Source organism: Amycolatopsis sp. NPDC004368 (assembly GCF_053602515.1).
The window spans coordinates 1-24079 of the sequence record NZ_JBSGDT010000058.1 but is presented as its reverse complement, the minus strand read 5'-3'; the positions used below and the strand labels follow the sequence as shown (position 1 = coordinate 24079).

The window sequence follows — 24079 nt, the reverse complement described above, 5'->3', positions numbered from 1 at the left end:
GTCGCGTGACCGATCGCGAACCGTTCCGCACCCGCATCAAGGTGCGCCACTACGAGCTCGACACGCTGGGCCACCTCAACCACGCCGTGTACCACTCCTACGGCGAGGTCTCGCGCACCGAACTCTTCGCGTCCGCGGGTGATTCGCTGCTGTCCGAGGCAAAGCTCGCGCCGGTCCTGTTGGAGTCCCACATCGTCTACCGCCGCGAACTCCGCGCCGGCGACACCGTCGACGTCACCTGCGATGCCCGCTTCGCCGACGGCAAGGTCTTCTGGATGACCTCCCGCATCGTCAAACTGGACGGCACGTTGTCGGCCGAGATCACGTGCACGGTGGGGCTGATGGACCTCGTGGCCCGGCGCCTGGTCGACGATCCGCGGGGGCGGTTCGAGCGGGCTGGGTTGGATCTGAAAGTGCTGTCGACGGGGGAGTAAGTCAGTCCGCGCGCATCCCGCGCCACACCAAATCCACCAGGGTCTCCGTGGCCGCCTTCCAGTCCTCGTCCGGGCTGAGCAGCAGCAGGCCGCCCATGGCGCGCATCACCGTCTCCACCGAGAGGTCCGCGCGGACGGTGCCGGCCGCGACGTTGGCCTTCAGCAGGGTGTCGAGGGCGTCCAGCAGGCTCGCGTACGCGTGGGCCGGGAGCGTCGCGCCGCTGGAGGTCGCCCGCAGGGCCGTGGCGAGGCCGCGTTTGGTGAACAGGTAGCGCGCCAGGTGTTCGGTGGCCCAGACGCGGAAGGCCTGCTCCGGCGGGAGGCGTTCGAGCAACGTCGGCACGACCTCGACGAGCTGCGCCACCTCGCGCTCGTACACCGCGAGGATCAGGTCGGCCGCGGTGGGGAAGTGGCGGTACACCGTGCCCACGCCGACTTCGGCCTGCTTCGCGATCGCGTTGAACGACACCACGCCCGAGCACGCGAGCGCGGCGGCCGCGGCATTCAGGATCCGCTCGTGGTTGCGCCGGGTGTCCGCGCGCCGCGGGCTGACCGAACCCGTCGACATCGTTCCTCCCGAAGCTGGTGTTTTCCCTGGCTGGACTCTAGTGCAGCCCTGGAGTGACTCCAGGGCGTAGTTCGTTGCGAAGCGGATAATAATCCGATAGCGTGGGGACCACGAGCTGAAGCGGATGACTATCCGCTAGTTTACGCCGGTCGCGAGCCGGCTTCTTCCACCACATCTGCGGGAAAGAGATCCGAGTGGACATCTCCCTCGAAGTCAACGGACGGGTCGAGCACCTCGCCGTGGAGCCCGGCGTGACGCTGCTCGACGCGTTGCGCGAGCGCCTCGACGTGACCGGCCCCAAGAAGGGCTGCGACCGCGGCCAGTGCGGCGCCTGCACCGTGCACGTCGACGGCAAACCCGTCCTCTCGTGCCTCACCCTCGCGGCCGCCGTGCGCCGTCCGGTCACCACGGTCGAAGGTCTGTCCACAGAGGACGCTTTGCACCCCGTGCAGCAGGCGTTCGTGGACCAGGACGCGCTGCAGTGCGGCTTCTGCACCGCCGGGCAGGTGATGTCGGCCGTCGCCGCCGTGCGCGACGAGGTGGCCGACGTCCGTGAGTTCATGTCCGGCAACCTGTGCCGCTGCTCGGCGTACCCGAACATTGTGGCCGCGATCGAGCAGGCATCCGAGCAGACGAGGCACGCCGATGCGACCGTTTGAGCTGACCGCCCCCACCACCGTCGACGCTGCGCTCGCCGAGCCCGGCACGTTCCTGGCCGGCGGCACCACGCTCGTCGACCTGATGAAGCTCGACGTCCTCACGCCACCGCGCGTGCTGGACATCAACGACCTGCCCCTGCGCGGCATCGACACCTCCGACGGCCTGCGCTTCGGTGCGCTGGAACGGATGGCCGACGTCGCCGCGCATCCGGGCGTGTATCCGGCGATCTCGCGCGCGCTGCTGCTGAGCGCTTCGCAGCAGCTGCGGAACATGGCCAGCATCGGCGGGAACCTGATGCAGCGCACGCGGTGCTCGTACTTCCGCGACGTGAACACGCCGTGCAACCGCCGCGACCCGGGCAGCGGCTGCTCCGCGCTGACGGGCGTCAACCGCATGCACGCGATCCTCGGCACGAGCGATTCCTGCGTGGCCACCCACGCCAGTGATGTGGCCGTGGCGCTCGTCGCGCTCGACGCCGAGGTCGAGCTCACGAGCAAAACCGGCAAGCGCACCGTGAAGCTCGCCGAGTTCTACCGCACGCCCGGTGAGACGCCCGAGGTCGAGAACGACCTGCGGCCCGGCGAGCTCATCACCGAGGTGCGCGTGCCGCGTCTGGACTGGGCCGCGAATTCCACGTACGTCAAGGTTCGCGACCGGCAGTCGTACGAGTTCGCGCTGGCCTCGGCCGCGGTCGCGCTGGACGTGCGGGACGGCGTGATCGCCGACGCGCGCGTGGCCGTCGGCGGGGTCGCGACCGTGCCGTGGCGGCTCACGGCGGTGGAGGAAGCCTTGCGGGGCAAGCCCGCCACGGAAGAGTCGTTCGACCAGGCTGCGGTGCTGGCCGCGGAAGGCGCGCGGCCGCTGGAGTTCAACTCGTTCAAGGTGTCGCTGGTGAAGCGCACGGTCGTGCGCGCGCTGCTGGAGCTGACCGAAGGGAGCGGTCGATGAGCGACCGGCTCGATGGGCCCCTGAAGGTCACGGGGCGCGCGAAGTACGCGATGGACCACAACTTCCCGGGCATGGCCTACGGCTACGTCGTGGTCAGCACTGTCGCTCACGGCCAGGTCGAGGCCATCGACGCAGACGCGGCGAAGGCGGCGTCGGGCGTGGTCGCGGTGTACACGCCGTTCGACCGGCTGGCCCTGCGCACGCCGCCGATCTCGCCGATCATGGGCGAGACGTGGGTGCCGTTGCGCAAAACCGACGTCGACTACCACGGGCAGCCGATCGCCTTCGTCGTCGCGGAGACGTTCGAGCAGGCGCGAGACGCGGCTTTGCTGCTTCACGTGACCTACGACGAAAAGCCGGCGCTGGTGTCGTTCGACGAGGGGCTCGCCTCGGCCGAGGACGCGCCGGAGTCACGGGGCAACCCGCCGCACATCGAGGTGCTGGCCGATGGCGTCGAGTCCATTGAAGACGTATTTGCCGCGGCACCTTTCGTGGTGGACAACACTTATCGCACCGCCACGCAGAACCACGCGGCCATGGAGCCGCACTCGGCCGTTGCGGTGTGGCGCGACGGGGAGCTCACGGTCTACACCGGCAACCAAGGCAGCAACCTGATCGCCACGGAGCTCGCCGGCGCGCTCGACCTGGACGAGTCGGCTGTGCACGTGATCAACCCCTTCGTCGGCGGCGCGTTCGGCGGCAAGGGGCGCACGTCCACGCCGGCGTTCCTCGCGGCCGCGGCGGCGAAGGAACTGGGCCGCCCGGTGAAGGCGGCGCTGACGCGGGAGCAGGTCTTCACGGCCACCGCGGGGCGCGCGACGACGTTGCAGAAGGTGACCATCGGCGCCGCCGCCGACGGCACGATCCTCGGCGTGCGCCACGACTCGTGGTCGAGCACGGCGATGGACCGCTCGTTCGTGGAGCCGACGTCGCACGGCACCTCGCGCGAGTGGTACGCCACGAAGAACCTGTCCATCAGCCAGAAGATGGTGCCGCTCAACATCCCGCCGACCACGTTCATGCGGGCGCCGGGTGAGGCCCCGGGATCGTTCGCGCTGGAGAGCGCGATGGACGAGCTGGCCGTGGCGCTGGACCTGGACCCGATCGAGCTGCGCAAGCGCAACAGCTCCCTGGCCCCGCCGGGCAAGGACCTGCAGTGGTCGAGCAAGCACCTCGACGAGTGCTTCACCGTCGGCGCCCGCGAGTTCGGCTGGTCGCCCCGGCCGCAGGGTCGGGTCGAGGGAGACTGGCTGGTCGGCGTCGGCGTGGCCACGGCGATGTTCCCGGCCCTGCGCTTCCCGGCCAGCGTCGCCATCACGCTGCACGCCGACGGCACCGCCGACGTCGCCACCAGCGGCGCCGACCCGGGCACCGGCCTGCTGAACGTGATGTCGGCCGTCGGCGCGGAGTCCCTCGACCTCGCGCCCGCCCTGGTCACCCCGCGCCTGGGTGACTCGAACCTCCCACCCGGCGGCTTGTCCGGCGGCTCCACGGCCACCGCCAGCGTCGGCACGGCGATCATGATCGCGGCCGGTGAGGTCCTCGACGCGCTGGTCGCCCTGGCGTCGGCGCCCGGCGCACCGTTCGAGGGCCAGGTGGTGACCTACGCCGACGGCCTCCTCCACGGCGACACCGACACCATGCCGTTCGGCTCACTGCTGCGCGCCGTGGGCCGGGATTCCTTGTCCGCCACGGGTTCCTCGGCCCCGGGCGAGGAGCTGACGAAGCACTCGTTCAGCTCCTTCGGCGCCCAGTTCTGCGAGGTCCGCGTCCACCGCCTCACCGGCGAGACCCGCGTGTCGCGGTTGTTGGGCGTCTTCGACGGCGGCCGCATCATCAACGACAAACTCGCCCGCAGCCAGATCAAGGGCGGCATGATCTGGGGCGTCTCCGCGGCGCTGCACGAGGCTCTCGAACTCGACGCCTCCGGCCGCTCCGCCACGGGCGACTTCGCCAGCTACCTCGTGCCGGTCAACGCCGACATCCCGGACATCGACGTCCACTTCGTCCAATACCCCGACACGTTCCACAACGCCCTCGGCGCCCGCGGCATCGGCGAAATCGCCACCGTCGGTGCCGCGGCGGCCATCGCGAACGCGGTCTACAACGCGACCGGGGTGCGGGTGCGGCACATCCCGATCATGGTGGAGGATTTGTTGGTGGAGTGAGGGTGTTCGGAGGATTGGGGTGAAAACGGGGCGGTGGCCGGGTTTCCCGGCCACCGCCCCGTTGTGTCCGGGAGAACCACGGCGTCGTCCGGACAAAAAGATCGGGACGGCAGCCAAGGTATTCCCTCGACCGCCGCCCCGCGTCTTTGGTGAGCCGTCAGCTCACGTGATCACACGTCGTAGTACAGCGAGAACTCGTACGGGTGCGGGCGAAGCCGCAGCGGGTCGATCTCGTTTTCCCGCTTGTACTGGATCCACGTCTCGATCACGTCGGGCGTGAAGACGCCGCCCTCGAGGAGGAAGTCGTGGTCCGACTCGAGGGTGTCGAGGACCGTGCCGAGGTCGCCGGGGACGAGCTTGACGTTCTTGGCCTCCTCGGGCGGGAGCTCGTAGAGGTCCTTGTCGATGGGCTCCGGCGGCTCGATCTTGTTCTTGATGCCGTCGAGGCCCGCCATCATCATCGCGGAGAAGGCCAGGTACGGGTTGCCCGAGGAGTCCGGGCAGCGGAACTCGGCGCGCTTGGCCTTCGGGTTGTTGCCCGTGATGGGGATGCGGACACACGCGGAGCGGTTGCGCTGCGAGTACACCAGCGAAACCGGCGCCTCGAAGCCCGGCACGAGGCGGTGGTACGAGTTCACCGTCGGGTTCGTGAAGGCCAGCAGGCTCGGCGCGTGCTTGAGCAGGCCGCCGATGTAGTGGCGCGCGGTGTCGGACAGGCCCGCGTAGCCGGACTCGTCGTGGAACAGCGGCTGGCCGTCCTTCCACAGCGACTGGTGGCAGTGCATGCCCGAGCCGTTGTCGCCGGCCAGGGGCTTCGGCATGAAGGTGGCGGTCTTGCCCGCGGCGAACACGGTGTTCTTCACGATGTACTTGAACAGCTGCAGGTCGTCGGCAGCGTGCAGCAGCGTGTTGAACTTGTAGTTGATCTCGGTCTGACCGGCGGTGCCCACCTCGTGGTGCGCGCGCTCGATCTCGAAGCCCTGGCTCTGCAGCTGGCGGACGATGTCGTCGCGCAGGTCGGCGAAGTGGTCGACCGGCGGGACGGGGAAGTAACCGCCCTTGAACTTCGTCTTGTAACCCTGGTTGCCGCCCACCTCGTCGGCGCCGGTGTTCCACCAGCCCTCGACCGAGTCGATCTCGTGGAACGACGCGTGCTCGGCCGAGTCGAAGCGGATCGAGTCGAAGATGTAGAACTCGGCCTCCGGGCCGAAGTACACGTTGTCGGCCACGCCGTATTCGGCGATGTACTGCTCGGCCTTGCGCGCGATGTTGCGCGGGTCGCGGCTGTAGGCCTCACGCGTGAACGGGTCGTGCACGAAGAAGTTCAGCGAGAGCGTCTTGGCCTTGCGGAACGGGTCGATGCGGGCCGTCTCGGGGTCCGGCAGCAGCAGCATGTCGGACTCGTGGATCGACTGGAAGCCACGCACGGACGAGCCGTCGAAGGCCAGGCCCTCTTCGTAGGCTTCGAGGTCGAAGGCCTTCGCGGGCACCGTGAAGTGCTGCATCACGCCCGGCAGGTCGCAGAACCTGACGTCGATGGACTCCACCTTCTCGTCGGCGATCAGGCGCTGGATGTCGTCTGGAGTAGTGGGCACCCTCGGTGACTCCTTCTTCGATCGAGCTCGCTCGGCAGTACTCTCTTCGGCTCACGCTAGGAGCGCGGTGTTGCCCGACCGTCACCCGTATGTTTCACACAAGTTAACGGGTGACGTCACACCTCCCATCCGACCAGGGCGGATGTGGTGTGCGCCACCGGCATACCCTGGACGGGTGGCGAGATGGACGGGCGAGTGGCTCCCCGGGACCGGCAGTGGCCCGGGCTCCGAAAACCGAACGGCGCCGAAGTGGCCGGGCGAAACGTTCGGTCTGCCCGAATCGGGCGTCGGCTCCGTGGCCGGCTTCGGGTCGCGGCTGCTGGCCCTGGTCATCGACCTGGTGCTCGCCGGCCTGATCACGACGCTGTTCGTGCGCTACGACGTGCAGGACGTGGCCGCGATGCAGACGTTCAACTGGTGGGCCGGCGTCGCCTGGGCCGTGATCACGACGGTGCCGGCGATGTTCTTCGGCTTCACCCCGGGCATGGGCGCGGTGGGCGTACGCGTCGCGCGGCTCGACGGCGCGACGATGGTCGGCCCGTGGCGTGCGGTGGTGCGGATGCTGTTGACGGTCGTGATCCTGCCCGCCCTCGTGCGCAACGCCGACGGCCGCAGCTGGCTCGACCGCGTGACCGGCACCGTCGTGATCCGGATGCGCTGACCCCCAGACAATGGGAAAGGCCTCCCCGGCGGCGCGAGGGAGGCCTTTCCCGTGTGAGCGAGCGGTCAGCGGCGGCGGATCGTCCGCTGCACGTTGCGCATCTTCGCACCGGCCGGCATCGGGCCCTTCGGCATGGCCGCGCCGCGGTTGCCGAGGGCGGCGAGCTTGGCCTCGAGGGCGTCGACCTGCGGGGCCTTGAGGTTGCGCGGCAGCTTCATCAGCGTGCTCTGCAGCTTCTTGAGCGGGATTTCCTTCTCGCCGCTGCCGATCGTGTAGTCGTAGATCGGGGTGTCGCCGATCAGGCGCGACACGCGCTTCTTCTCCTGCGCCAGCAGCGCCTTCACGCGGTGCGGGGCGCCCTCGGCCACGAGGATCACGCCGGGCGCGCCGAGTACGCGGTGCACGGCGTCGAGCTGCGTGGTCACGGCGACGGTCGGCGTCACGCGCCAGCTGCCGCGCATGTTCTCCAGCGCCCACGCGCCGGCGCCGGGCTGGCCGTCGGCCTTCGAGTACACGGTCTTCTGCACGCGGCGCCCGAAGATGATCACCGCGAGCAGCAGCCCCAGCACGACACCCAGCGGCAACAGCGTCCACTGCAGGTTGAAGATGAACCCGATCCCGAACGCGACGCCCGCGACGACCACGATCGAGCCGACCATCCAAGGAATCAGCATCGGGTCTTCGCGGCGTTGCATCTTGAACGCTTCGAAGAGCTGCCCGCGCTTCGCCTTGCTGGCCGCGCGCTTCTCCTGCTTGGCCAGCTTGGCCGCTTCCTTGTTCTGTTTGCCCGAGTGCTGCTTTCCCGCCATCTGACCAGGATACGGCCGCGTGCCCTGCCACGAATCCCTCGGCCCCCTCTGCGAGGATCGGGGGGTGGTAAGCGCATCGTCTTCGAAGAGTCGTCCCGGCCTCCTCGACGGGCTCGATCCCGAGCAACGAGCCGCCGCCTCCGCGCCGCGCGGGCCCGTCTGCGTCCTCGCCGGGGCAGGCACGGGCAAGACGCGCACGATCACGCACCGCATCGCGCACCTGGTCGGCGGCGGTCACGTCTCGGCCGGGCAGGTACTCGCGGTCACCTTCACCACGCGCGCGGCGGGCGAGATGCGCACGCGGCTGCGTGGTCTCGGCGTCGACGCCGCGCAGGCGCTCACCTTCCACGCCGCCGCGCGAAGGCAGCTTCGGTACTTCTGGCCGCGTGTGGTCGGCGACCGGCCGTGGGATCTCGTCGACAACAAGTTCCGGCTCGTCGCGCAGGCGGCGCAGCGCGCGCGGCTGTCCACGGAGACGGAGGTGCTGCGCGACCTCGCGAGCGAGATCGAGTGGAGCAAAGCCTCACTCGTGTCGCCCGACGACTACCCGGCCGTCGCCGCGCGCACGCAGCGTGACACGCCGGCGCCGGTGGCTCAGGTCGCGCAGGTGTACCGGCTGTACGAGGAGATCAAGAACTCCGCACAGGTCCTCGACTTCGACGACCTGCTCCTGCACACCACGGCCGTGCTCGAAGAACACGAAGCCGTCGCCGTCGAGTTCCGCGACCGTTACCGCTGCTTCGTGGTCGACGAGTACCAGGACGTCACGCCGTTGCAGCAGCGGCTGCTCGACGCGTGGCTCGGCGGCCGCGACGACCTCACTGTCGTCGGCGACGCCAACCAGACCATCTACTCCTTCGGCGGCGCCTCGCCGCGCCCGCTGCTGGAGTTCACGCGGCGCTTCCCCGAGGCCACCGTCGTGCGGCTCGAGCGCGACTACCGGTCGACGCCCGAGGTCGTCGGGCTGGCCAACCGGGTGATCGGCGCCGCGCGCGGGCGGCCGGCGGGCTCGCGGCTCAAGCTCGTGGGCCAACGTCCTTCGGGGCCCGAGCCGCGCTTCGCCGAGTACGAAGACGAGTCGGCCGAAGCGGCGGCGGTCGCGCGGCGCGTGCGCGAGCTGGTCGACGGAGGCGTGGCGGCGAGCGAGATCGCGGTGCTGTTCCGCGTGAACGCGCAGTCGGAGGCCTACGAGCAGGCGCTGTCCGAAGCGGGCATCCCGTATCTGGTGCGCGGCGGCGAGCGCTTCTTCGCCCGCACGGAGGTGCGGCAGGCGATGTCGGCGCTGCGCGTCGCGTCGGCCGATCCGACCTCGCTCGACCTGGTGACGGCGGTGCGGTCGGTGCTCTCGCGTGTCGGCCTCACCGAGCAGCCGCCCGCCGGCGGCGCGGCGAAGGAGCGGTGGGACGCGCTGCTCGCGCTGGTCGAGCTCGCCGAGGAACTGGCGGCGACCGTGGCCGACGCCGACCTGCCCCGGTTCGTCGCCGAGCTGGACCAGCGCGCGGCGGCGCAGCACCCGCCGACCGTCGAAGGTGTCACGCTGGCGTCGCTGCACGCGGCGAAGGGCCTGGAGTGGGACGCGGTGTTCCTCGTCGGCCTGTCCGAGGGCACGATGCCGATCCTGCACGCGGGCGACGACGAGGCGGCCATCGAGGAGGAGCGGCGGCTGTTCTACGTCGGCGTCACCCGGGCGCGGGAACACCTGTCACTCTCGTGGTCGCTCTCGCGCACGCCCGGTGGTCGCCGCAACCGGCGTCGCAGCCGGTTCCTCTACGGGCTGATCCCGGAGGACCACCCGGCGGCACGCGTCGCGCGGTCGCAGCAGACGTCGTCGCCGGGTTCGAAGGTGGCGCGTTGCCGGCTGTGCGGCGGGCCGCTGCTGCAGACGCTCGAGGTGAAGCTGGGGCGGTGCTCGAAGTGCCCGTCCACAGTGGATGAAGGGCTGCTGGAGAAGCTGAAGGCGTGGCGGGGCGAGCGTTCGCGGGAGCTGAAGGTGCCGGCGTTCGTGGTCTTCACCGACGCGACGCTGATGGCCATCGCCGAACAGCGACCGACCGACGACGGAGCGCTCGTCTCGATCTCCGGCATCGGCGCGACGAAGCTCGAACGCTTCGGCGCGGAGGTCCTCGATGTCGTTCGCGCCTCGATGCGGTCTTGACCGCGTCCGCACCCTGATCGGTGCGGCGAACCCGCTGCTCGGAGGCGATCTTCGTAGCTTCGGAGAGTTTTCGGGAAATTAAGTTGCCCCCGTCTGCGAGGGGCAATAATCTGCTCGTACCCGGGTGGGAAGCCCTCGGTCTGGGGATCCATGTGACGCGCGCCGCCTCGGGCGGCGAACGTCCGGACAGCGAAAGGTGGTGCCGGTGAAATGATCAGCAACATGACGCTCACGAACCCTGGCACCGGTCTGTCCGGCTGCGCCCTGATCCCTGCCTCGCGCCAGGGGATTGGTGTGTTCACGAGCGCCCATGTCGGCGGATTCCGCCGGATTGACGAGCGCACGTGGGCCAACACCGAGGTCACCCTGGCCAACGCTGCCCTCGTTGGCGCGTACCCGCAGGTCGATGCCGATCTGCCGACCATCAAGCAGTTCCGTGTTCCGTTGTCGATACGGGAGCGAAGTTCCTGACCTAGTCAGGACTCAGGCTCACGAAGGCCGCGGAACCGGAAACCGGATCCGCGGCCTTCGTGTTTTTTTGGCTGCACAACCCCACGAGGAACAAGTTGTCCAGTTCGATCGACAGTCCGAAAACCACTGAAACGACAAGAAGGAGCACGGAAATGTCGTCCGCCATCGCCTTCGCCGAGGGTTTCGACCTCGGTATCGGCGACCTGCTCGACGGGGCCGCCGCCCCCGAGCTCGACCTGCCCTGCCGTTCCCGCGACGCCGACCTGTGGTTCGCCGAGTCTCCCGCCGAGCTCGAGCGCGCCAAGGCCCTGTGCGGTGACTGCCCCGTCCGCGAGGCCTGCCTCGCCGGCGCCCTCTCCCGGCGCGAGCCGTGGGGCGTCTGGGGTGGCGAGATCTTCGAGCGCGGTGTCGTGATCGCGCGCAAGCGGCCCCGGGGTCGCCCGCGCAAGAACGCCGCCCTCGAGCCCGCCGCCGCAGCCCGGAGCGCCGCCGCATGACCGTCGAACTCATCACCATCCGCGATTACGAAGCGCGCACCCGTGAACCCGACCGCGCGCACCCGCTGCCCAAGCAGCTCGATACTCAGGAGACCAGCGAAATGTTGCTTCACGAAGAACTGTCCAGGGCCCGAATACGGGATCTGCATCAAGAAAGCCAAGCGCTGCGCCCGTGGCGCCGCGCCCGCGCCGCCCGCCGGTGGTCCCGCCTCGCCCGCTGGGCGACGGACCGCTCGCAGCGGTTCCAGGACTGAGGTCGTTCGAGCGCGTGCGGCTCTTCGGGGCTCGCCGCGGTCGGTGGTTTTCGATCTGATGCCAATTCGGAGAGCCGGTCACCTCGTGGTGGCCGGCCCTCCGGCGTTTCCGGGATCTTGGCTGCCGGGCTGGGCATTGACGACGGCGGCCTTCATCGGTTCGGCGGCTCGGTCGGGGTTGGGCCCCGGGTGTTGAATGAAGTCGTGTCCGCTCATACGCACGACCACATCGACTGGGCCGAACGGCTGACTCAGCTCCGCACGGCCGACACCCTCGACGCCGAAGCCCACTCCGCCATCGCCCGTCGCCTGGTTGCGGCCCTGCCCCCGGGCGCGACGATCGTCGACCTCGGGTGCGGCGCCGGGGGCATGAGCACGCACTTCGCCCGCGCCCTCGCCGCCCACGGCGGCGGCACGGTCGTGCTCGTCGACGCGACGCCCGAGTTGCTCGCCGAGGCCGAGAGGTCGGTCAAGGCCGCAGCCGAAGCCGCGCGCGCGTCCGGTTCCGTCGAGGCGCACCCGGGGCCCGGCGATCGCGTCGAAAACGGCGCCCAGAGCGACGCTTACATCGCCGCCACAGCGCAGGCGGCGCACGACGGTCCCGTGGATGGTGGTTCGCCAAAGGCGGCTCCCGGGGTTGTCGAAGTGCGGGCGGTACGGGCGGATCTGGCGGACGCCGCGCTGCCGGAGGTGGTGCCGCCGGCGGATTTGGTGTGGGCGTCGCGCGTGGTGCATCACCTGGCGGACCAGCAGGCGGCCGTGGGGACCGTCGCGGCGGTGGCCAAGGTGGGTGGGCTGGTCGCGTTGGCGGAGGGTGGGCTGGATTTCCGTTGCCTGCCTTGGGACTTGGGCGTGGGCAGGCCCGGGCTCGAGGATCGGCTGCTGGCGGCGCAGGCCGAGTGGTTCATCGGCATGCGGGAGGGCATCGAGGGGTCCGTCGCGATGCCGTATGGCTGGTCCGTCGCGCTGGAGAGGGCCGGGCTGGCCGACGTTGACTCCTTCGGGGCGCTCGTGCACCACCCCGCGCCGGGGCCGGCGATGCTCGGCGACTACGTCGTGCGGCGGATCGGCCGGATCTTCGAGTTCGGCGGCGAGCACCTCACCCCGGACGACCGCGACACTCTCACCTCCCTCCTCGATCCTGACGGCCCGCACTACCTGGCCGCTCGCAGCGACCTCTACCTCACCGGGGCGAAGACCGTCCACTGTGGACGACGCCGGTGACCGCCCCCGATCCTGTCTGCTCCCGGTGCGCCCGCGCCCGCGCCGCCGAGTCCGACGCGCTCGCCGCCCTGTCCTGGGTATCGACCAAGGACCACGGCCGTACCCAGTGGCTCTGCGCGACCTGCGCCCGTGACCACGTCCGCGACATCGAGTCCAAGCTCCCCGACGACTACTGGTGACCGCGTGCCTCAGGCGGCCGTGATCGCGCGGTGGATCGCGCGGACCCTCGGGCGGGGTGTGCGAGCGGCCCGGGTGAACGCGCGGACCAGTTCGCGCGAGACGTCGCCCGGGATCTCGTCGAGTTGGCCAGGGGTGCAGCGCACCAGGACGGTGCCGGTGGCCGTGAGCGCGAGGTGGCTGAAGTCGGTGGGCCCGGCACCGGTGCGGTAGCGCCAGGCGAGGCCGACCTCGTCCCACCAGGCGTCGGCGATGCCGATGCGACGGCCGCGCAGGTCGCAGATCGTGACGTTCCACTGCGGGGGCGGCAGGGGAGAGTCGCGGATGAGGCGGAAGGCTCGGTCGTGGGCGGAGGACTCGTGGTCGCCCAGTGCGCGGAGCACGGCGCGCACCGCGGAGGAGCCGCGCTGGTTGCCTGCGTCGAGTTCGGCCAGCAGGGCGGCGCGGTCGCAGTGGCCCCCGAACAGGGGCAGGGTCGTGAGGTGGTGGATGGCGGCCGGGTCGGTTTCGCGGCGCGCGAGGTCCAGGGCGGCACGCGGGGCGCCCGCGTAGGGCAGGCCGTCGATCATCACGGGCTCGGGCAGGCGGGCCGTGCGGTGGGTCACGATGCCGGGCTCGGCACCCGGGCGCCGGTAGTGCGGCAGGAGCAGGTGGATCTCCCCGGTGACGGGGTGGGTCATGCCGTGGGCCCGCAGCGCGTCGGACCCCGTGATCACGGCCGTGGGGCCGTACCGGGCGATCGCGGCGTGCAGCAGTTGTAAGCGGGTCGGCGGTTCGTCCTGGGTGACGAACACGCCGGGGTACACGCGGCGCCACGGCCCGCCCGGCCGAGCCAGCCTGGCGGCTCTTCGGGACGAGACGCCGGCGTTGTTCAGGGTCCTGAAGTCGATCACGCCGACGGACGCGGCATCACGGAAAGCCACCTCTCGGGTGCTTGCGGTAGTCATCATGGTTCGAGGATGGCGGCTCGGCCATCCGAGTGGAACCGGGTTCGCGAATCTGTGGACAACTCCCCGCAACGAGCCCCGTGAGCGCCCGGCCTGTGGATAACTCAGTGGGCGAAGCCGGGCTGCCACCGCTCCACGATGCCGCGTGCCGGGACCTCGGCGTCGAGCTGGCAGAGGATGCCCGTGGACCCCGCCGTGACGCGGTGGATCATCAGGTACTCCGGCGGCAGGTTCAGCGACCGGCCGACGCGGAAGTCGCTGCCCCGGGTGTCGCCGACGCGGCCGGCCTGCTTCTGCATCCAGCGCCGGGTGAAGTGGAACGTCGGCGTGGCCAGCGGCTCGACGAACGGCGCGAGGTACGTGAGCACCTCGTCGGCCGCCAGGTCGGAGTCGGTGCGGACGAAGTGGTTCTCACGCAGCAGCCGCATGAGGTCGGCGGACTCGCCGTCGAGGGCCAGGCGGGTCATCTCGCCGAGGTGGCGCGGGATGCCGTTGGGCAGCTTCGCGACGCCGCCGAAGTCGAGCACGCACAGGCGCCCGTCGTCGGTGATCATGAAGTTGCCGGGGTGCGGGTCGGAGTGCAGCAGGTGCGCCCGCGCCGGCGAGGAGTAGTGGAACTCCATCAGCAGTCGGCCCGCGAGGTCGCGCGTCTCCTGGTCGCCACCCGCGATGACCTTGGACAACGGCGTGCCCGTGGCCCACTCCGTGATCACGACCTTGGGCGCGCTCGCCACCACGCGCGGGATGAGGAACTCGGGATCACCCTCGAACGCCTTCACGAACGCGCGCTGGTTGTCGGCCTCGTTGAGGTAGTCGAGCTCCTCGTCCATGCGGTCGGCGAGCTCGGCCATCAGCGGTTTCACGTCCGTGCCGGGCACGAACGCCTGGAACAGCCGGCTGAACCGCTGCAGCTGCCGAAGATCGCTGCGCAGCGCCTCGTCGGCCCCCGGGTACTGGACCTTCACGGCGACCTCGCGGCCGTCGTGCCAGGTCGCGCGGTGGACCTGGCCGATGCTGGCCGACGCCGCCGGCACGTCGTCGAAGTGCTTGAACCGGCCTTCCCACGAGCGGCCGAGCTGCTGGGCGAGCACCCGGCGCGTCTGCTGCGCCGACATCGGCGGAGCGGCGGACTGCAGCTTCGTGAGCGCTTCGCGGTACGGCTTGGCCATGTCGTCGGGCACGGCGGCCTCGAACACGCTCAGGGCCTGGCCGAACTTCATCGCGCCGCCCTTGAGCGTGCCCAGCACCTCGAACAGCTGCTCCGCGGCCTTGGCCGACAGCGTCGCGCTGACCTGTTCCGCGCTCTGGCCCGCGAGCCGCTTGCCCCATCCGCCCACGGCTCGGCCGGCGATTCCGAGCGGAATGCTGGCGAGCTTCGCGGTCCGTGCCGCGCCGCGGCGGGGGAGGGCGTTTTCGCGGTCTGCGGAGTCGGTCACCCCGTCGATTCTGCCTTGGTGACCTTGGAGTCCGCAGCCTGCCAGGGGGTGTGGGCTACGTCTCCGGCGCGCCGCAGCCGCAGTCGGGGTGCGGCTCCCAGTACCGGTGGCGCAGGCGGCCCTCGAACGGATCCAGCTCGAGTGTGCTGTTCCACGTCGGCGGCGGCTCGGCGCTCGGCGACAGCACCCGCAGGGCCTGCGCGACGGCCAGCGAGGCGCACGCCTGCACAGACGCGAGATCGGGCCGTTGGTCGACGTCCACGAGCTGGGTCGCGATGCGTGGCCACGAGTCGTCCAGGCTTGTCTTGGTCAGGTCGCAACAGCGCAGGCAGGTGCTTCGCCCGGGCACCACGAGGGGGCCGACGATGACCGTGCCGTCGCGGACACGGGCGGGCAGGTGGGTGACGCCTTCTTCGGCCAGCTCCGCCACCAGCTCCGGGGCCGGCACCGCGGCGTCGGCCAGCACCACGACGTCGGGCGCGCGCTGCCGGTTGCGGGCGGTGCTGACTTCGGGCGCGACGCGGGCCAGCACGTTCCGCATGGCCCTTCGGCGGGGCAGGCCGAGCTCGGCGCTCGTGTAGCCGGAGCCGAGGTCGGCCTCGGTGACGACGCCGCCGGCGCGCAGGTCGAGGTGCCCGACGCCGGCGTTGGCCAGCAGCACGGCGACGGCCACCGCGATGCGGCCGTCGCCCCGGACGGTGACCAGGCCGTGCCTCCGGCGCTCGGTGAGGGCGGTTTCGTGGTGCCGGGCGCGCAGGGACCAGAAACCGGTCTCGACACGCCTGGCGGCGGGTTTGGGGGCTTCCGTGACAAGACCCAGCGCGGTGAGTTGTTTCAGCAGAAGCCGCAGCTGGTCGCCGTGTTCGCTCTCGGCGAGCACGGCGTCGAGACCGCGGCTTCCGTCGAGCTTCCGCACGAGCGCGACGACGCTCGGCGCCAGCCCGGAGGCCACCACGCCGTGGCGCGGGTCGAGGCCGAACTGCACCTCGTCGTTACCGCGTTCGAGCACGTGGAGGCCTTGAAGCAGGGTCGGGTAGGCCGGTAGCAGGACGTCCGGCGGAGGAACGGTGGACAGGCTCATGATGATCATCGTGACATCCCCGCGGCGGCCGCCCGGCCCGAAAAGCCGAGTTATCCACAGGCAGGCCGAGTTGTGGACAACTCGGGGCTGTGACCATTCGACGCTCCCAAACTGTCGGCCGGTGGCCTTACCGTTGTCGAGTGGTCGAAGCACGGATGCCCGCACTGCGGGGCCGGGGTGGAACGAACCCCCCGTCGGACACTCCTGAACACAAGGTCGAAGTACGGCGTAGCGCGCGCCGGCACCGGACAGTCACCGCGTACTGGAAAGACGACACCCTCGTGGTGCTGATCCCGTCGTCCCTGTCGCGCGCGGAGGAACGGCACTGGGTCGCGCACATGGAGCGCAAGCTGCAGCGGCCGGACCCGCGGAAACCCACGTCGCCGAAATCCTCGGACGAGGCGCTGCTGGCGCGCTGCGCCGTGCTGTCGGCGAAGTACGTGCACCCGCAGGCGATACCGGCGAGCGTGCGCTGGGTGCCACCGATGCGCACCCGCTGGGCGTCCTGCACGCCGGTGGACGCGACGATCCGCGTCAGCGATCGCCTGCAGCGGGTGCCGCAGTGGGTGCTGGACTACGTGCTGGTGCACGAGCTGGCCCACCTGCGGGAACCGGGGCACGACGCGGCGTTCTGGGCGCTGGTGAACCGGTACCCGAAGACGGAACGCGCGATGGGCTACCTGGAGGGCCTCTCGGCGGCGGCCGGGTGGGGAATCTCGGGCGAGGACGATTGACGGTTGATGCTGCGGTAGCAGGTCGCCGGGTCCGGGTGTTGGTCACTGGGCGGACGTTCGTCGCGAACACTCGGTGCTGAGCCGGGTTCCCCGCAGTGGCTGCCGGTGTCGTGAGGTCCGAGGCCTTCGGAGTCAGGATGAGCCGGTGCAAGGCCGGGCCGGAGGCAGGTCGCGGAGAAGGACGCTGACTGGTCCGGAGTCTGCGGGGTTTTCGGCGCGTGGTCGGCTGCGGGGCTTGGGTAGGTGGGGCTCGGAGGTTGTCGCCGGCGACCGCTCACTGGAAAACGGCCCTGAGCCGGGAAGCAGGGCAGTCGGTCAAGGGAAAAGGCCGTTGCGAGGGGCGTTCGGAGGCCCGGAACCTGCTGTTCTCGATTGCGTGGTGAGGCATTGCTCCTGAGGAGGCCGACTGCGCGGAAGGTTGCCGCTGACGACCGCTGAGCGGCCGCGAGGCGGCCAGGCCAAGGAGGCGGGGCTCGGCTGTCGGCCGCAGGGTTGGCGGCTGGGAGGTCGCCGGAGATGAGTGGCGCGGAAACCCGGCCGGGCCTCCGTCGCGGAGCCGGAGAGTCAGTCGGGTCCGCCTTCGGACGGTCGCCGGAGCTGAGGGGCCCCGAAACCAGCCGGTCCTCCGTCGCAGGGCGGCGGAGGACCGGCTGGGGTCGTGCGTAGAGCCGAGCCGTCAGGACTTCGGGTCGTCGCCCTTGTCCTGGTTCGGGTCGGAGGAGGCGTCCGGCTTCTCGGCCGTGCCCGAAGCGCCAGAAGCACCAGAAGCACCAGAAGAGTCCGAAGCCTCCGCCTCGCGCTTCTCCGTCTTCTCCAGCTCCGCGATCGGGTCGAAGTCGTCCCCGAGGCCGAGGCTCGCGGGTTCGGCGAGCCGGTCGGCGAAGTCCAGGGGCTCGTCCAGGTCCTCGGCGGTGGGCATGAGGTCCGGGTGGGACCAGAGGCCGTCGCGTTTTTCCATGCCGTGGCGGTCGCCCACGAGTTTCCAGAGGGACGAGGCGGCGCGCATGCGGCGGGGGCGCAGTTCGAGGCCCACGAGGGTCGCGAAGGTCTGCTCGGCGGGGCCGCCCGTGGCGCGTCGGCGGCGAAGCGTCTCGCGCAGCGCGTCGGCGCCCGGGAGGCGATCGCCGATGGCCTCGGCGACCACGACGTCGACCCAGCCCTCGACCAGGGCCAGCAGGGTCTCCAGGCGCTTGAGCGCCGACTCCTGCTCGGGCGTGGTCTTGGGTTCGAGCAGGCCGGAGGACATGGCCTCTTCGATGCTCGCCGGGTTGGCGGGGTCGATCTGGCCCGCCAGGGACTCCAGCGCCGACGTGTCGACGGTGATGCCGCGGGCGAACTCCTCGACCGTCGCCAGCAGGCGCTGGCGCAGCCACGGCACGTGGGCGAACAGGCGCTGGTGCGCGGCCTCGCGAGCGGCGAGGAACACGAGCACCTCGCTGCTCGGCACCTCGAGCCCCTCGGTGAACTTCTCGATGTTCGCGGGCAGCAGCGCCGACGTGTTCGCCGGGCCCAGCGGCAGGCCGACCTCCGTGGACGTCAGCACCTCCTGGGCGAGCTGCGCCAGCGCGTTGCCGAGCTGCGAGCCGAAAGCCATGCCGCCCATCTGTCCCATCATGGACAACAGCGGTCCGGCGGCCTGCTTGGCCTCGTCGGGCAGCGCCTGGATCCACGCGCCGGACACCTGCTGCGCCACGGGGTCGCAGAGCCGCTGCCACGTGGGCAGCGTCTTCTCGACCCACGTGCGCGCGGACCACGCGACGGTGGTGGTCGCGCCCGCGGGCAGAATCGTCGCGGCGTCGAGCCACAGTTCCGCGAGGTGCGCGGCGTCGCGCACGGCTGTGGACGAGTCGCCGGTGGCGGAGGTGAAGCCCAGCTTCGCGTCCTGCGAACCGCTGAGGTTCTGGAGCGCGATCTGTTTCGCGAGGTCGTAGTTCACCGGCCCGCTCGACGAGCCCGCCTGGCTGAGCATCTGGCCCAGCTGGCTCAGCATCTGCCCGAGCTGGTTGAACGCCTCGGCGCCCGACGGCTGCTCCGATGGGTCACCGTCGCCTCGTCTGTCGGGATCGGGCGGTCCGAAACCGAACGGGGGTTTGCTCATACGTCCACCGTACGCGGGTAGGGCCTCCCCCAGCGCGTCAACCATGGCCTTCACCGGGAAGCGAACACGGTCACCGTACGCTGTCGCTCGTGACCAAACCCGACGAGGAGACCGCGACCGCGCGCAGCCGGACCGAGCCGTCGAGGGAACCGGCGCGCGACGAGCGCCGCCTGACGCGCCGCGGCTGGACCCTGCTGGTCAGCGGCGCGCTGTTCCTGGTGTTCGTCCTGGCCGGTTTCCTGGTCCAGGTGCCGTACGTGGCCATCAGCCCCGGCCCCACGTACGACACGCTCGGTCGCGACGTCGCGGGCAACGAGGTCGTGCAGGTCAAGGGCCACGAGACCTACCAGACCGCCGGCGAGCTGCGCATGACCACCGTGTCGCTCAACGACGGCATCAACCTCTTCACCGCGCTCGGTCTCTGGGCCAGCGGCCGCTACGCGCTCGCGCCGCGCGAGGAGTACTACCGCCCCGGCGAGACCAACGAGCAGGTCAAGCAGGAGAACATCCAGCAGCTGCAGGACTCGCAGAGCAACGCCCAGGTCGCCGCCCTGCGCCACCTCGGTTATCCCGTCGAGGTGCTCGCCAAGGAGATCGTGTCCGGCAGCCCCGCCGACCACGTGCTCGCGCCCGGCGACAAGCTGGTCACCGTCAACGGCGCCAAGGTCACCGAAGCCGCCGACGTCGCCAAGGCCCTCTTGAACACCAAGCCCGGCCAGTCCGTGCAGATCACCTTCCAGAGCAAGGGCCAGCCCGAGCGCACGGTGCCGATCACGCTCGCCAAACGCGACGACCGCACGCAGGGCTTCATGGGCCTGACCGCCGTCGACCACGCGATCGCGCCGTTCAACGTCAACATCTCGCTGCAGGACGTCGGCGGCCCCTCGGCCGGCCTGATGTTCACGCTCGCGATCATCGACCGCCTCACCCCGCCCGGGAAGGCCGACAGCAACCTCGCCGGCGGCCGCCACATCGCGGGCACGGGTGAGATCAGCGAGACGGGCGAGGTCGGCCCGATCGGCGGCATCTCGTTCAAGGTCGTCGGCGCGCGCGAGGCCGGGGCCACCGACTTCCTCGTGCCGGAGCACAACTGCGCCGAAGCGAAGTCGGCCGTGCCGGACGGGCTCAACCTGATCAAGGTGTCCACTCTGGACGACGCGCTGACCCAGCTCCAGAACCTCAAGGCCGGCCGGCCCACGGCGCACTGCTGAGGGGCGAACGCGTGCCAGGACTCGTGACGAACCGGAGGCCCCCACGGAGAGGCCTCCGGCTCGACCGGGCTCAGTCCAGCAGCGTGGTCTTCAACGCCTCGAGCAGGTTCGGCGCGAGGTCGGGGCTTTCCACGATCTCGTCGACGGCGTCGGAGGCGTCTTCTTCACCGGGCTTCGCCCCCCGCAGCCGCATCACGCACGCCACGTCGCCCTCGCGCAGCACCGCCGCCACGAGCCGCGCTTCCGTGCGCCGCGGGTGGTCGGCGGCCGCGCGGCGCAGGCGTTCGGCGTCGGCCTCCGCCACGCCTTCCAGCTCCGCCTCGACGTCGGGCGGCAGCACGATGATCTCCTGCGCGAGCGCGCAGCCCACCACGATCTCGGGCCACGCGATCCGGCCGAGCGACTCGGCGAGGTCACCTTCCGGCAACGCTTCTTGCGCGACGGGCGTCAGCGGGTTCGCGCGGTCGAGCTGGCCGGCCAGCTCCGGCTGCTCGTCGAGCAGCGCCGCGGTGGGCACCAGCGCGAACAGCTGCGGTGGCTGGTCCCACCCGCCGGACGCGACGAACTCTTCGACTTCCCGGGCCAGGCCGGCGACGGGGTTGGCGGCGGGCGGCTCACTCGGCTGCATGGCGACATCGTCGCAGGCCGGTCCGCGCGCCGTCGGGCGACGTCCGATTCGGGCGGTCCCGGGAACTCGGGAACCCATCCGTAGAGTTAGACCGTCAGGGGACGACGCCGTCCCCGCGAACGTGTTCACGAAGACAGGAGCGTTGCCGTGGCGACTCGGCCCCCGGTGAGCCTGAAGCTGTCCCGGCGCAGCAGGATCCTCCTCATCATCGCCGCGGTGATCGTGCTGGCGCTGCTGCTCGGCGTGAGACTCCTCGACACCTACGTCGACTGGCTGTGGTTCGGCGAGGTCCACGCGCGCTCGGTGTTCACCACGGAAATCCTCACGCGGATCGTCCTCTTCGTGGCCGTCGGGCTCCTCGTGGGCGGTTCGCTCGCAGTCAGCCTGATCATCGCGTACCGCACGCGCCCGGTGTTCGTGCCCGTCTCGGGCAGCGACGACCCGCTGTCGCGCTACCGCTCGATGATCGTGAGCCGCATCCGGCTGTTCGGCATCGGCATCCCGCTGATCACCGGCCTCATCTCCGGCGCGTCGGCGATGGGCGACTGGCAGCTGGTGCAGCTGTTCATCAACGGCACGACGTTCGGCCAGAAGGACCCGCAGTTCGGGCTCGACATCGGTTTCTACGCCTTCACCCTGCCGTTCGTGAACTGGCTGCTCGGCTGGCTCTTCGTCACGGTCGTGGTCTCGTTCTTCGGCGCGCTGATCGCCCACTACATCTTCGGCGGCATCCGCCTCGCCGGCCGCGGTGGCCAGCTGGCGGGCCCCACGCGCGCGCAGCTCGCCATCACCGTCGGCCTCTTCGTGCTGCTGAAGGCGGTCGAGTACTTCTTCGACCGCTACAACCTGCTGCTGTCCGACCGCGACATGCCACTGTTCAACGGCGCCACCTACACCGATCTCAACGCGGTGCTGCCGGCGAAGCTGATCCTGCTGTGCATCTCGGTGATCTGCGCGATCGCGTTCTTCGCCGGAGCGTTCCTGCGCAACCTGCAGCTGCCGGCGATCGCGCTCGTGCTGCTGATCCTGTCGGGCGTGCTGGTGGGCGTCGCGTGGCCCGCGATCCTCGACCAGTTCTCGGTCAAGCCGAACGCGAACGACAAGGAAGCCACGTCGATCCAGCGCAACATGGAGGCGACGCGCGCGGCGTTCGGGCTGCAGAACGTGAAGTACGAGGACTACCAAGGCAACAACCAGGCCACCGCCGACCAGGTGAAGGCCGACACGGGCACCGTGTCCAACATCCGGCTGCTCGACCCCAACGTGCTGTCGGAAACGTACACGCAGCTCGCCGGCACCCAGAACTACTACGGCTTCCCGGCGAAGCTCGACATCGACCGCTACACCGTCAACGGCTCCACACAGGACTACATCGTGGCGGCCAAGGAGATCAAGACCGACGGCCTCTCCGGCAACCAGAGCAACTGGATCAACAAGCACCTCGTGTACACCCACGGCAACGGGTTCGTCGCGGCGCCGGCCAACACCATCGACCGCGCCATCACCGACGTGTCCAACACCAGCAGCGGTGGCGGCTACCCGATCGTCGGCACGAGTGACACGAACAACCCCACGGGCGCCGGCTCCGTCGGCGGCAAGCCCGGCATCAAGGTCGACGAGCCGCGCATCTACTACGGCGAGCTGGCCGACCAGAACGACTACGCGATCGTCGGCGGCAAGCCCGGCGAAGCCCCCAGCGAGTCCGATACGCCGACCCAGAAAGCCCCCTACTACTACAAGGGCACGGGCGGCGTCCCGCTCGACAACTGGTTCAACCGGCTCGCGTTCGCGGCCGAGTACGGCGAGCGCAACATCCTCTTCTCCGACGCCATCGGCGACGGCTCGAAGATCATGTACAACCGCACCCCGCGCGACCGCGTCAGCAAGGTCGCACCGTGGCTGACACTCGACGGCGACCCGTACCCGGCGGTCGTCGGCGGCAAGATCGTGTGGATCGTGGACGGGTACACCACGCTCAACAACTACCCGTACGCGCAGCAGACGCAGCTCGGCGACGCCACCAACGACTCGCTCAACGGTGTCACACGCCAGGCCAACAACTCGATCAACTACATCCGCAACTCGGTGAAGGCGACCGTCGACGCGTTCGACGGCACGGTCACCCTGTACTCGGTCGACGACAAGGAACCCGTGCTCAACGCGTGGGAGAAGGTGTTCCCGGGCCTCGTGAAACCGAGCGCGGAGATCCCGCCGGACCTGCGCGCGCACTTCCGGTACCCCGAGGACCTGTTCAAGGTCCAGCGTGAACTGCTCGCGCGCTACCACGTGGACAACCCGCAGCAGTTCTACGCGCAGCAGTCGTTCTGGAGCGTCCCGCAGGACCCGACGGAAGACGGCAGCGCGACCACGGCAGCGGCGAACGTCGCCAACCAGCCCGGCTACTACGTGCTCGCCGACGCCGCGGGCGAAGGCACCCCGACGTTCCAGCTGACGAGCGGGCTCACCGGTCTGCAACGGCAATACCTCGCGTCGTGGATGTCGGTGTCGTCCGATCCGCGCGACTACGGCACCATCCGCGTGCTCCGACTACCCGCGACCACCGGCGCGAACCAGGTCGACGGGCCGGTGCAGGTGCAGAACAAGTTCCAGAGCGACCCCCAGGTCGCCCAGGACCGGACACTGCTCAACAACCCCAACGTGATCCCGATCTACGGCAACATGATCACGCTGCCCGTCGCCGACGGGTTCCTGTACGTCGAACCGGTCTACATCAGACAGCGCAACCAGAACAGCTACCCGCAGCTCGCGCGCGTGCTGGTGTCGTTCGGCTCGAAGGTCGGGTACGCACCGACGCTCAACGAGGCGCTCGACCAGGTCTTCGGCAAGGGCACCGGCGCCGCGGCGACCACCCCGGTCAACGCGTCACCGCCGGCGTCCTCGACGAACCCGCCGACCTCACCGTCGACCCCGACCACGCCGACCACCCCGCCGGCCAACTCGGGCGGCTCCAACCCGGCACTCGACAAGGCCGTCGCCGACATCCAAGCGGCGCTGGGCAGGCTGAAGGACGCGCAACAGTCGGGCAACTTCGCCGACCAAGGCGCCGCCCTCCAAGCCCTCGACAGCGCGGCCAAGGCCTACGAATCAGCCAAAGCCACCACGCCGCCGGCCGGCAGCGGCACCCCGCAGCAACCCGGCGGGTGACCTCGCGCACGGAACTGGCACCTGCTTTGCACCCGGAAGAAACCCGGGCGTAAAGTAGGTGCCACGACGCGGGGTGGAGCAGCTCGGTAGCTCGCTGGGCTCATAACCCAGAGGTCGCAGGTTCAAATCCTGTCCCCGCTACAGAGGTGGGAGGCCCG

22 protein-coding genes and 1 tRNA gene are annotated in these 24079 nt (G+C 70.1%); 15 read left to right on the top strand and 8 right to left on the bottom strand.

The window, feature by feature from the left end; genetic code table 11:
• Positions 1-5: 5 nt before the first annotated feature.
• Positions 6-434: an acyl-CoA thioesterase gene (locus ACWEOE_RS40510; protein ID WP_452018879.1), complete on the top strand. Its 429-nt coding sequence runs from the start codon at positions 6-8 to the stop codon at positions 432-434.
• Between the two features lies 1 nt (position 435).
• Here the strand turns inward: ACWEOE_RS40510 and ACWEOE_RS40505 are convergent, their stop codons facing one another.
• Complete coding sequence (locus ACWEOE_RS40505) at positions 436-1002, bottom strand: TetR/AcrR family transcriptional regulator (RefSeq protein ID WP_452018877.1); 567 nt, start codon at positions 1000-1002, stop codon at positions 436-438.
• 194 nt (positions 1003-1196) lie between these two features.
• Here ACWEOE_RS40505 and ACWEOE_RS40500 point away from each other — a divergent pair, with 194 nt between their 5' ends.
• Genes ACWEOE_RS40500 through ACWEOE_RS40490 form a run of 3 tightly spaced genes read left to right on the top strand, consistent with a single transcriptional unit; the run spans position 1197 to position 4778 of the window.
• Complete coding sequence (locus ACWEOE_RS40500) at positions 1197-1661, top strand: (2Fe-2S)-binding protein (protein ID WP_452018875.1); 465 nt, start codon at positions 1197-1199, stop codon at positions 1659-1661.
• A complete protein-coding gene (locus ACWEOE_RS40495) occupies positions 1648-2610 on the top strand; it encodes an FAD binding domain-containing protein (RefSeq protein WP_452018873.1) in 963 nt (320 codons plus the stop codon). The genes ACWEOE_RS40500 and ACWEOE_RS40495 overlap by 14 nt, the downstream gene beginning before the upstream one ends.
• Complete coding sequence (locus ACWEOE_RS40490) at positions 2607-4778, top strand: xanthine dehydrogenase family protein molybdopterin-binding subunit (RefSeq protein WP_452018871.1); 2172 nt, start codon at positions 2607-2609, stop codon at positions 4776-4778. The genes ACWEOE_RS40495 and ACWEOE_RS40490 overlap by 4 nt, the downstream gene beginning before the upstream one ends.
• 170 nt (positions 4779-4948) lie before the next feature.
• Here the strand turns inward: ACWEOE_RS40490 and glnA are convergent, their stop codons facing one another.
• On the bottom strand, positions 4949-6373 hold the full coding sequence (gene glnA / locus ACWEOE_RS40485) for a type I glutamate--ammonia ligase (RefSeq protein ID WP_452018869.1): 1425 nt from the start codon (positions 6371-6373) through the stop codon (positions 4949-4951).
• Between the two features lie 175 nt (positions 6374-6548).
• Between glnA and ACWEOE_RS40480 the strand changes: the two genes are divergently transcribed.
• Positions 6549-7034: an RDD family protein gene (locus ACWEOE_RS40480; RefSeq protein WP_452018868.1), complete on the top strand. Its 486-nt coding sequence runs from the start codon at positions 6549-6551 to the stop codon at positions 7032-7034.
• A 65-nt stretch (positions 7035-7099) separates the two neighbouring features.
• Here ACWEOE_RS40480 and ACWEOE_RS40475 read toward each other — a convergent pair whose 3' ends face one another.
• Positions 7100-7843, bottom strand: coding sequence for a DUF4191 domain-containing protein (locus ACWEOE_RS40475; protein WP_452018866.1), 744 nt, complete (start codon positions 7841-7843; stop codon positions 7100-7102).
• A gap of 64 nt (positions 7844-7907) precedes the next feature.
• On the opposite strand from ACWEOE_RS40475, the gene ACWEOE_RS40470 reads away from it, so the two are divergent.
• The 6 genes from ACWEOE_RS40470 to ACWEOE_RS40445 all read left to right on the top strand — a co-directional run bounded on the left by ACWEOE_RS40470 (position 7908) and on the right by ACWEOE_RS40445 (position 12623).
• Positions 7908-9998 carry an ATP-dependent DNA helicase UvrD2 gene (locus tag ACWEOE_RS40470; RefSeq protein ID WP_452018864.1) on the top strand — a complete coding sequence of 697 codons (2091 nt, stop codon included), beginning with the start codon at positions 7908-7910 and terminating at the stop codon, positions 9996-9998.
• Between the two features lie 210 nt (positions 9999-10208).
• Entirely contained in the window at positions 10209-10469 is a 261-nt protein-coding gene (locus ACWEOE_RS40465; protein ID WP_452018862.1) for a hypothetical protein, read from the top strand.
• A 152-nt stretch (positions 10470-10621) separates the two neighbouring features.
• Complete coding sequence (locus ACWEOE_RS40460; RefSeq protein ID WP_452018860.1) at positions 10622-10966, top strand: WhiB family transcriptional regulator; 345 nt, start codon at positions 10622-10624, stop codon at positions 10964-10966.
• Positions 10963-11220 carry a hypothetical protein gene (locus ACWEOE_RS40455; RefSeq protein WP_452018858.1) on the top strand — a complete coding sequence of 86 codons (258 nt, stop codon included), beginning with the start codon at positions 10963-10965 and terminating at the stop codon, positions 11218-11220. The genes ACWEOE_RS40460 and ACWEOE_RS40455 overlap by 4 nt, the downstream gene beginning before the upstream one ends.
• A gap of 204 nt (positions 11221-11424) precedes the next feature.
• A complete protein-coding gene (locus tag ACWEOE_RS40450; RefSeq protein WP_452018856.1) occupies positions 11425-12444 on the top strand; it encodes an SAM-dependent methyltransferase in 1020 nt (339 codons plus the stop codon).
• Positions 12441-12623 (top strand): hypothetical protein, encoded by a 183-nt coding sequence (locus tag ACWEOE_RS40445; protein ID WP_452018854.1) that lies wholly within the window; start codon positions 12441-12443, stop codon positions 12621-12623. Before ACWEOE_RS40450 ends, ACWEOE_RS40445 begins: the two co-directional genes overlap by 4 nt.
• A 9-nt stretch (positions 12624-12632) precedes the next feature.
• Here the strand turns inward: ACWEOE_RS40445 and ACWEOE_RS40440 are convergent, their stop codons facing one another.
• The 3 genes from ACWEOE_RS40440 to ACWEOE_RS40430 all read right to left on the bottom strand — a co-directional run bounded on the left by ACWEOE_RS40440 (position 12633) and on the right by ACWEOE_RS40430 (position 16085).
• Positions 12633-13571, bottom strand: a complete 939-nt coding sequence (locus ACWEOE_RS40440) for a hypothetical protein (RefSeq protein ID WP_452018852.1) — start codon at positions 13569-13571, stop codon at positions 12633-12635.
• 101 nt (positions 13572-13672) lie between these two features.
• The gene (locus tag ACWEOE_RS40435) at positions 13673-15004 is read right to left on the bottom strand and encodes an ABC1 kinase family protein (RefSeq protein ID WP_452018851.1); all 1332 of its coding nucleotides are present in this window, start codon (positions 15002-15004) and stop codon (positions 13673-13675) included.
• Positions 15005-15059: 55 nt separating this feature from the next.
• Positions 15060-16085, bottom strand: a complete 1026-nt coding sequence (locus tag ACWEOE_RS40430; protein WP_452018849.1) for a hypothetical protein — start codon at positions 16083-16085, stop codon at positions 15060-15062.
• Between the two features lie 164 nt (positions 16086-16249).
• Here ACWEOE_RS40430 and ACWEOE_RS40425 point away from each other — a divergent pair, with 164 nt between their 5' ends.
• Entirely contained in the window at positions 16250-16819 is a 570-nt protein-coding gene (locus tag ACWEOE_RS40425) for a M48 metallopeptidase family protein (RefSeq protein WP_452018895.1), read from the top strand.
• A 676-nt stretch (positions 16820-17495) separates the two neighbouring features.
• Here ACWEOE_RS40425 and ACWEOE_RS40420 read toward each other — a convergent pair.
• The gene (locus ACWEOE_RS40420; protein ID WP_452018847.1) at positions 17496-18917 is read right to left on the bottom strand and encodes a zinc-dependent metalloprotease; all 1422 of its coding nucleotides are present in this window, start codon (positions 18915-18917) and stop codon (positions 17496-17498) included.
• A gap of 191 nt (positions 18918-19108) precedes the next feature.
• Between ACWEOE_RS40420 and ACWEOE_RS40415 the strand changes: the two genes are divergently transcribed.
• Positions 19109-20128 carry a YlbL family protein gene (locus tag ACWEOE_RS40415; RefSeq protein ID WP_452018893.1) on the top strand — a complete coding sequence of 340 codons (1020 nt, stop codon included), beginning with the start codon at positions 19109-19111 and terminating at the stop codon, positions 20126-20128.
• 70 nt (positions 20129-20198) lie between these two features.
• On the opposite strand, the gene ACWEOE_RS40410 is transcribed toward ACWEOE_RS40415, so the two are convergent.
• Positions 20199-20756 carry a PPA1309 family protein gene (locus ACWEOE_RS40410; protein ID WP_452018845.1) on the bottom strand — a complete coding sequence of 186 codons (558 nt, stop codon included), beginning with the start codon at positions 20754-20756 and terminating at the stop codon, positions 20199-20201.
• 165 nt (positions 20757-20921) lie between these two features.
• Between ACWEOE_RS40410 and ACWEOE_RS40405 the strand changes: the two genes are divergently transcribed.
• Positions 20922-23921: a UPF0182 family protein gene (locus ACWEOE_RS40405; protein ID WP_452018891.1), complete on the top strand. Its 3000-nt coding sequence runs from the start codon at positions 20922-20924 to the stop codon at positions 23919-23921.
• Between the two features lie 67 nt (positions 23922-23988).
• Positions 23989-24062 (top strand) — tRNA-Met (locus ACWEOE_RS40400).
• Positions 24063-24079: the final 17 nt, after the last annotated feature.

Coding starts and splice junctions, on each gene's coding strand:
- ACWEOE_RS40490 (WP_452018871.1), top strand. CDS start 2,607: ATGAGCGACCGGCTCGATGGGCCCCTGAAGGTCACGGGGCGCGCGAAG.
- ACWEOE_RS40495 (WP_452018873.1), top strand. CDS start 1,648: ATGCGACCGTTTGAGCTGACCGCCCCCACCACCGTCGACGCTGCGCTC.
- ACWEOE_RS40475 (WP_452018866.1), bottom strand. CDS start 7,843: ATGGCGGGAAAGCAGCACTCGGGCAAACAGAACAAGGAAGCGGCCAAG.
- ACWEOE_RS40505 (WP_452018877.1), bottom strand. CDS start 1,002: ATGTCGACGGGTTCGGTCAGCCCGCGGCGCGCGGACACCCGGCGCAAC.
- ACWEOE_RS40410 (WP_452018845.1), bottom strand. CDS start 20,756: ATGCAGCCGAGTGAGCCGCCCGCCGCCAACCCCGTCGCCGGCCTGGCC.
- ACWEOE_RS40460 (WP_452018860.1), top strand. CDS start 10,622: ATGTCGTCCGCCATCGCCTTCGCCGAGGGTTTCGACCTCGGTATCGGC.
- ACWEOE_RS40455 (WP_452018858.1), top strand. CDS start 10,963: ATGACCGTCGAACTCATCACCATCCGCGATTACGAAGCGCGCACCCGT.
- ACWEOE_RS40465 (WP_452018862.1), top strand. CDS start 10,209: ATGATCAGCAACATGACGCTCACGAACCCTGGCACCGGTCTGTCCGGC.
- ACWEOE_RS40430 (WP_452018849.1), bottom strand. CDS start 16,085: ATGAGCCTGTCCACCGTTCCTCCGCCGGACGTCCTGCTACCGGCCTAC.
- ACWEOE_RS40420 (WP_452018847.1), bottom strand. CDS start 18,917: ATGAGCAAACCCCCGTTCGGTTTCGGACCGCCCGATCCCGACAGACGA.
- ACWEOE_RS40440 (WP_452018852.1), bottom strand. CDS start 13,571: ATGATGACTACCGCAAGCACCCGAGAGGTGGCTTTCCGTGATGCCGCG.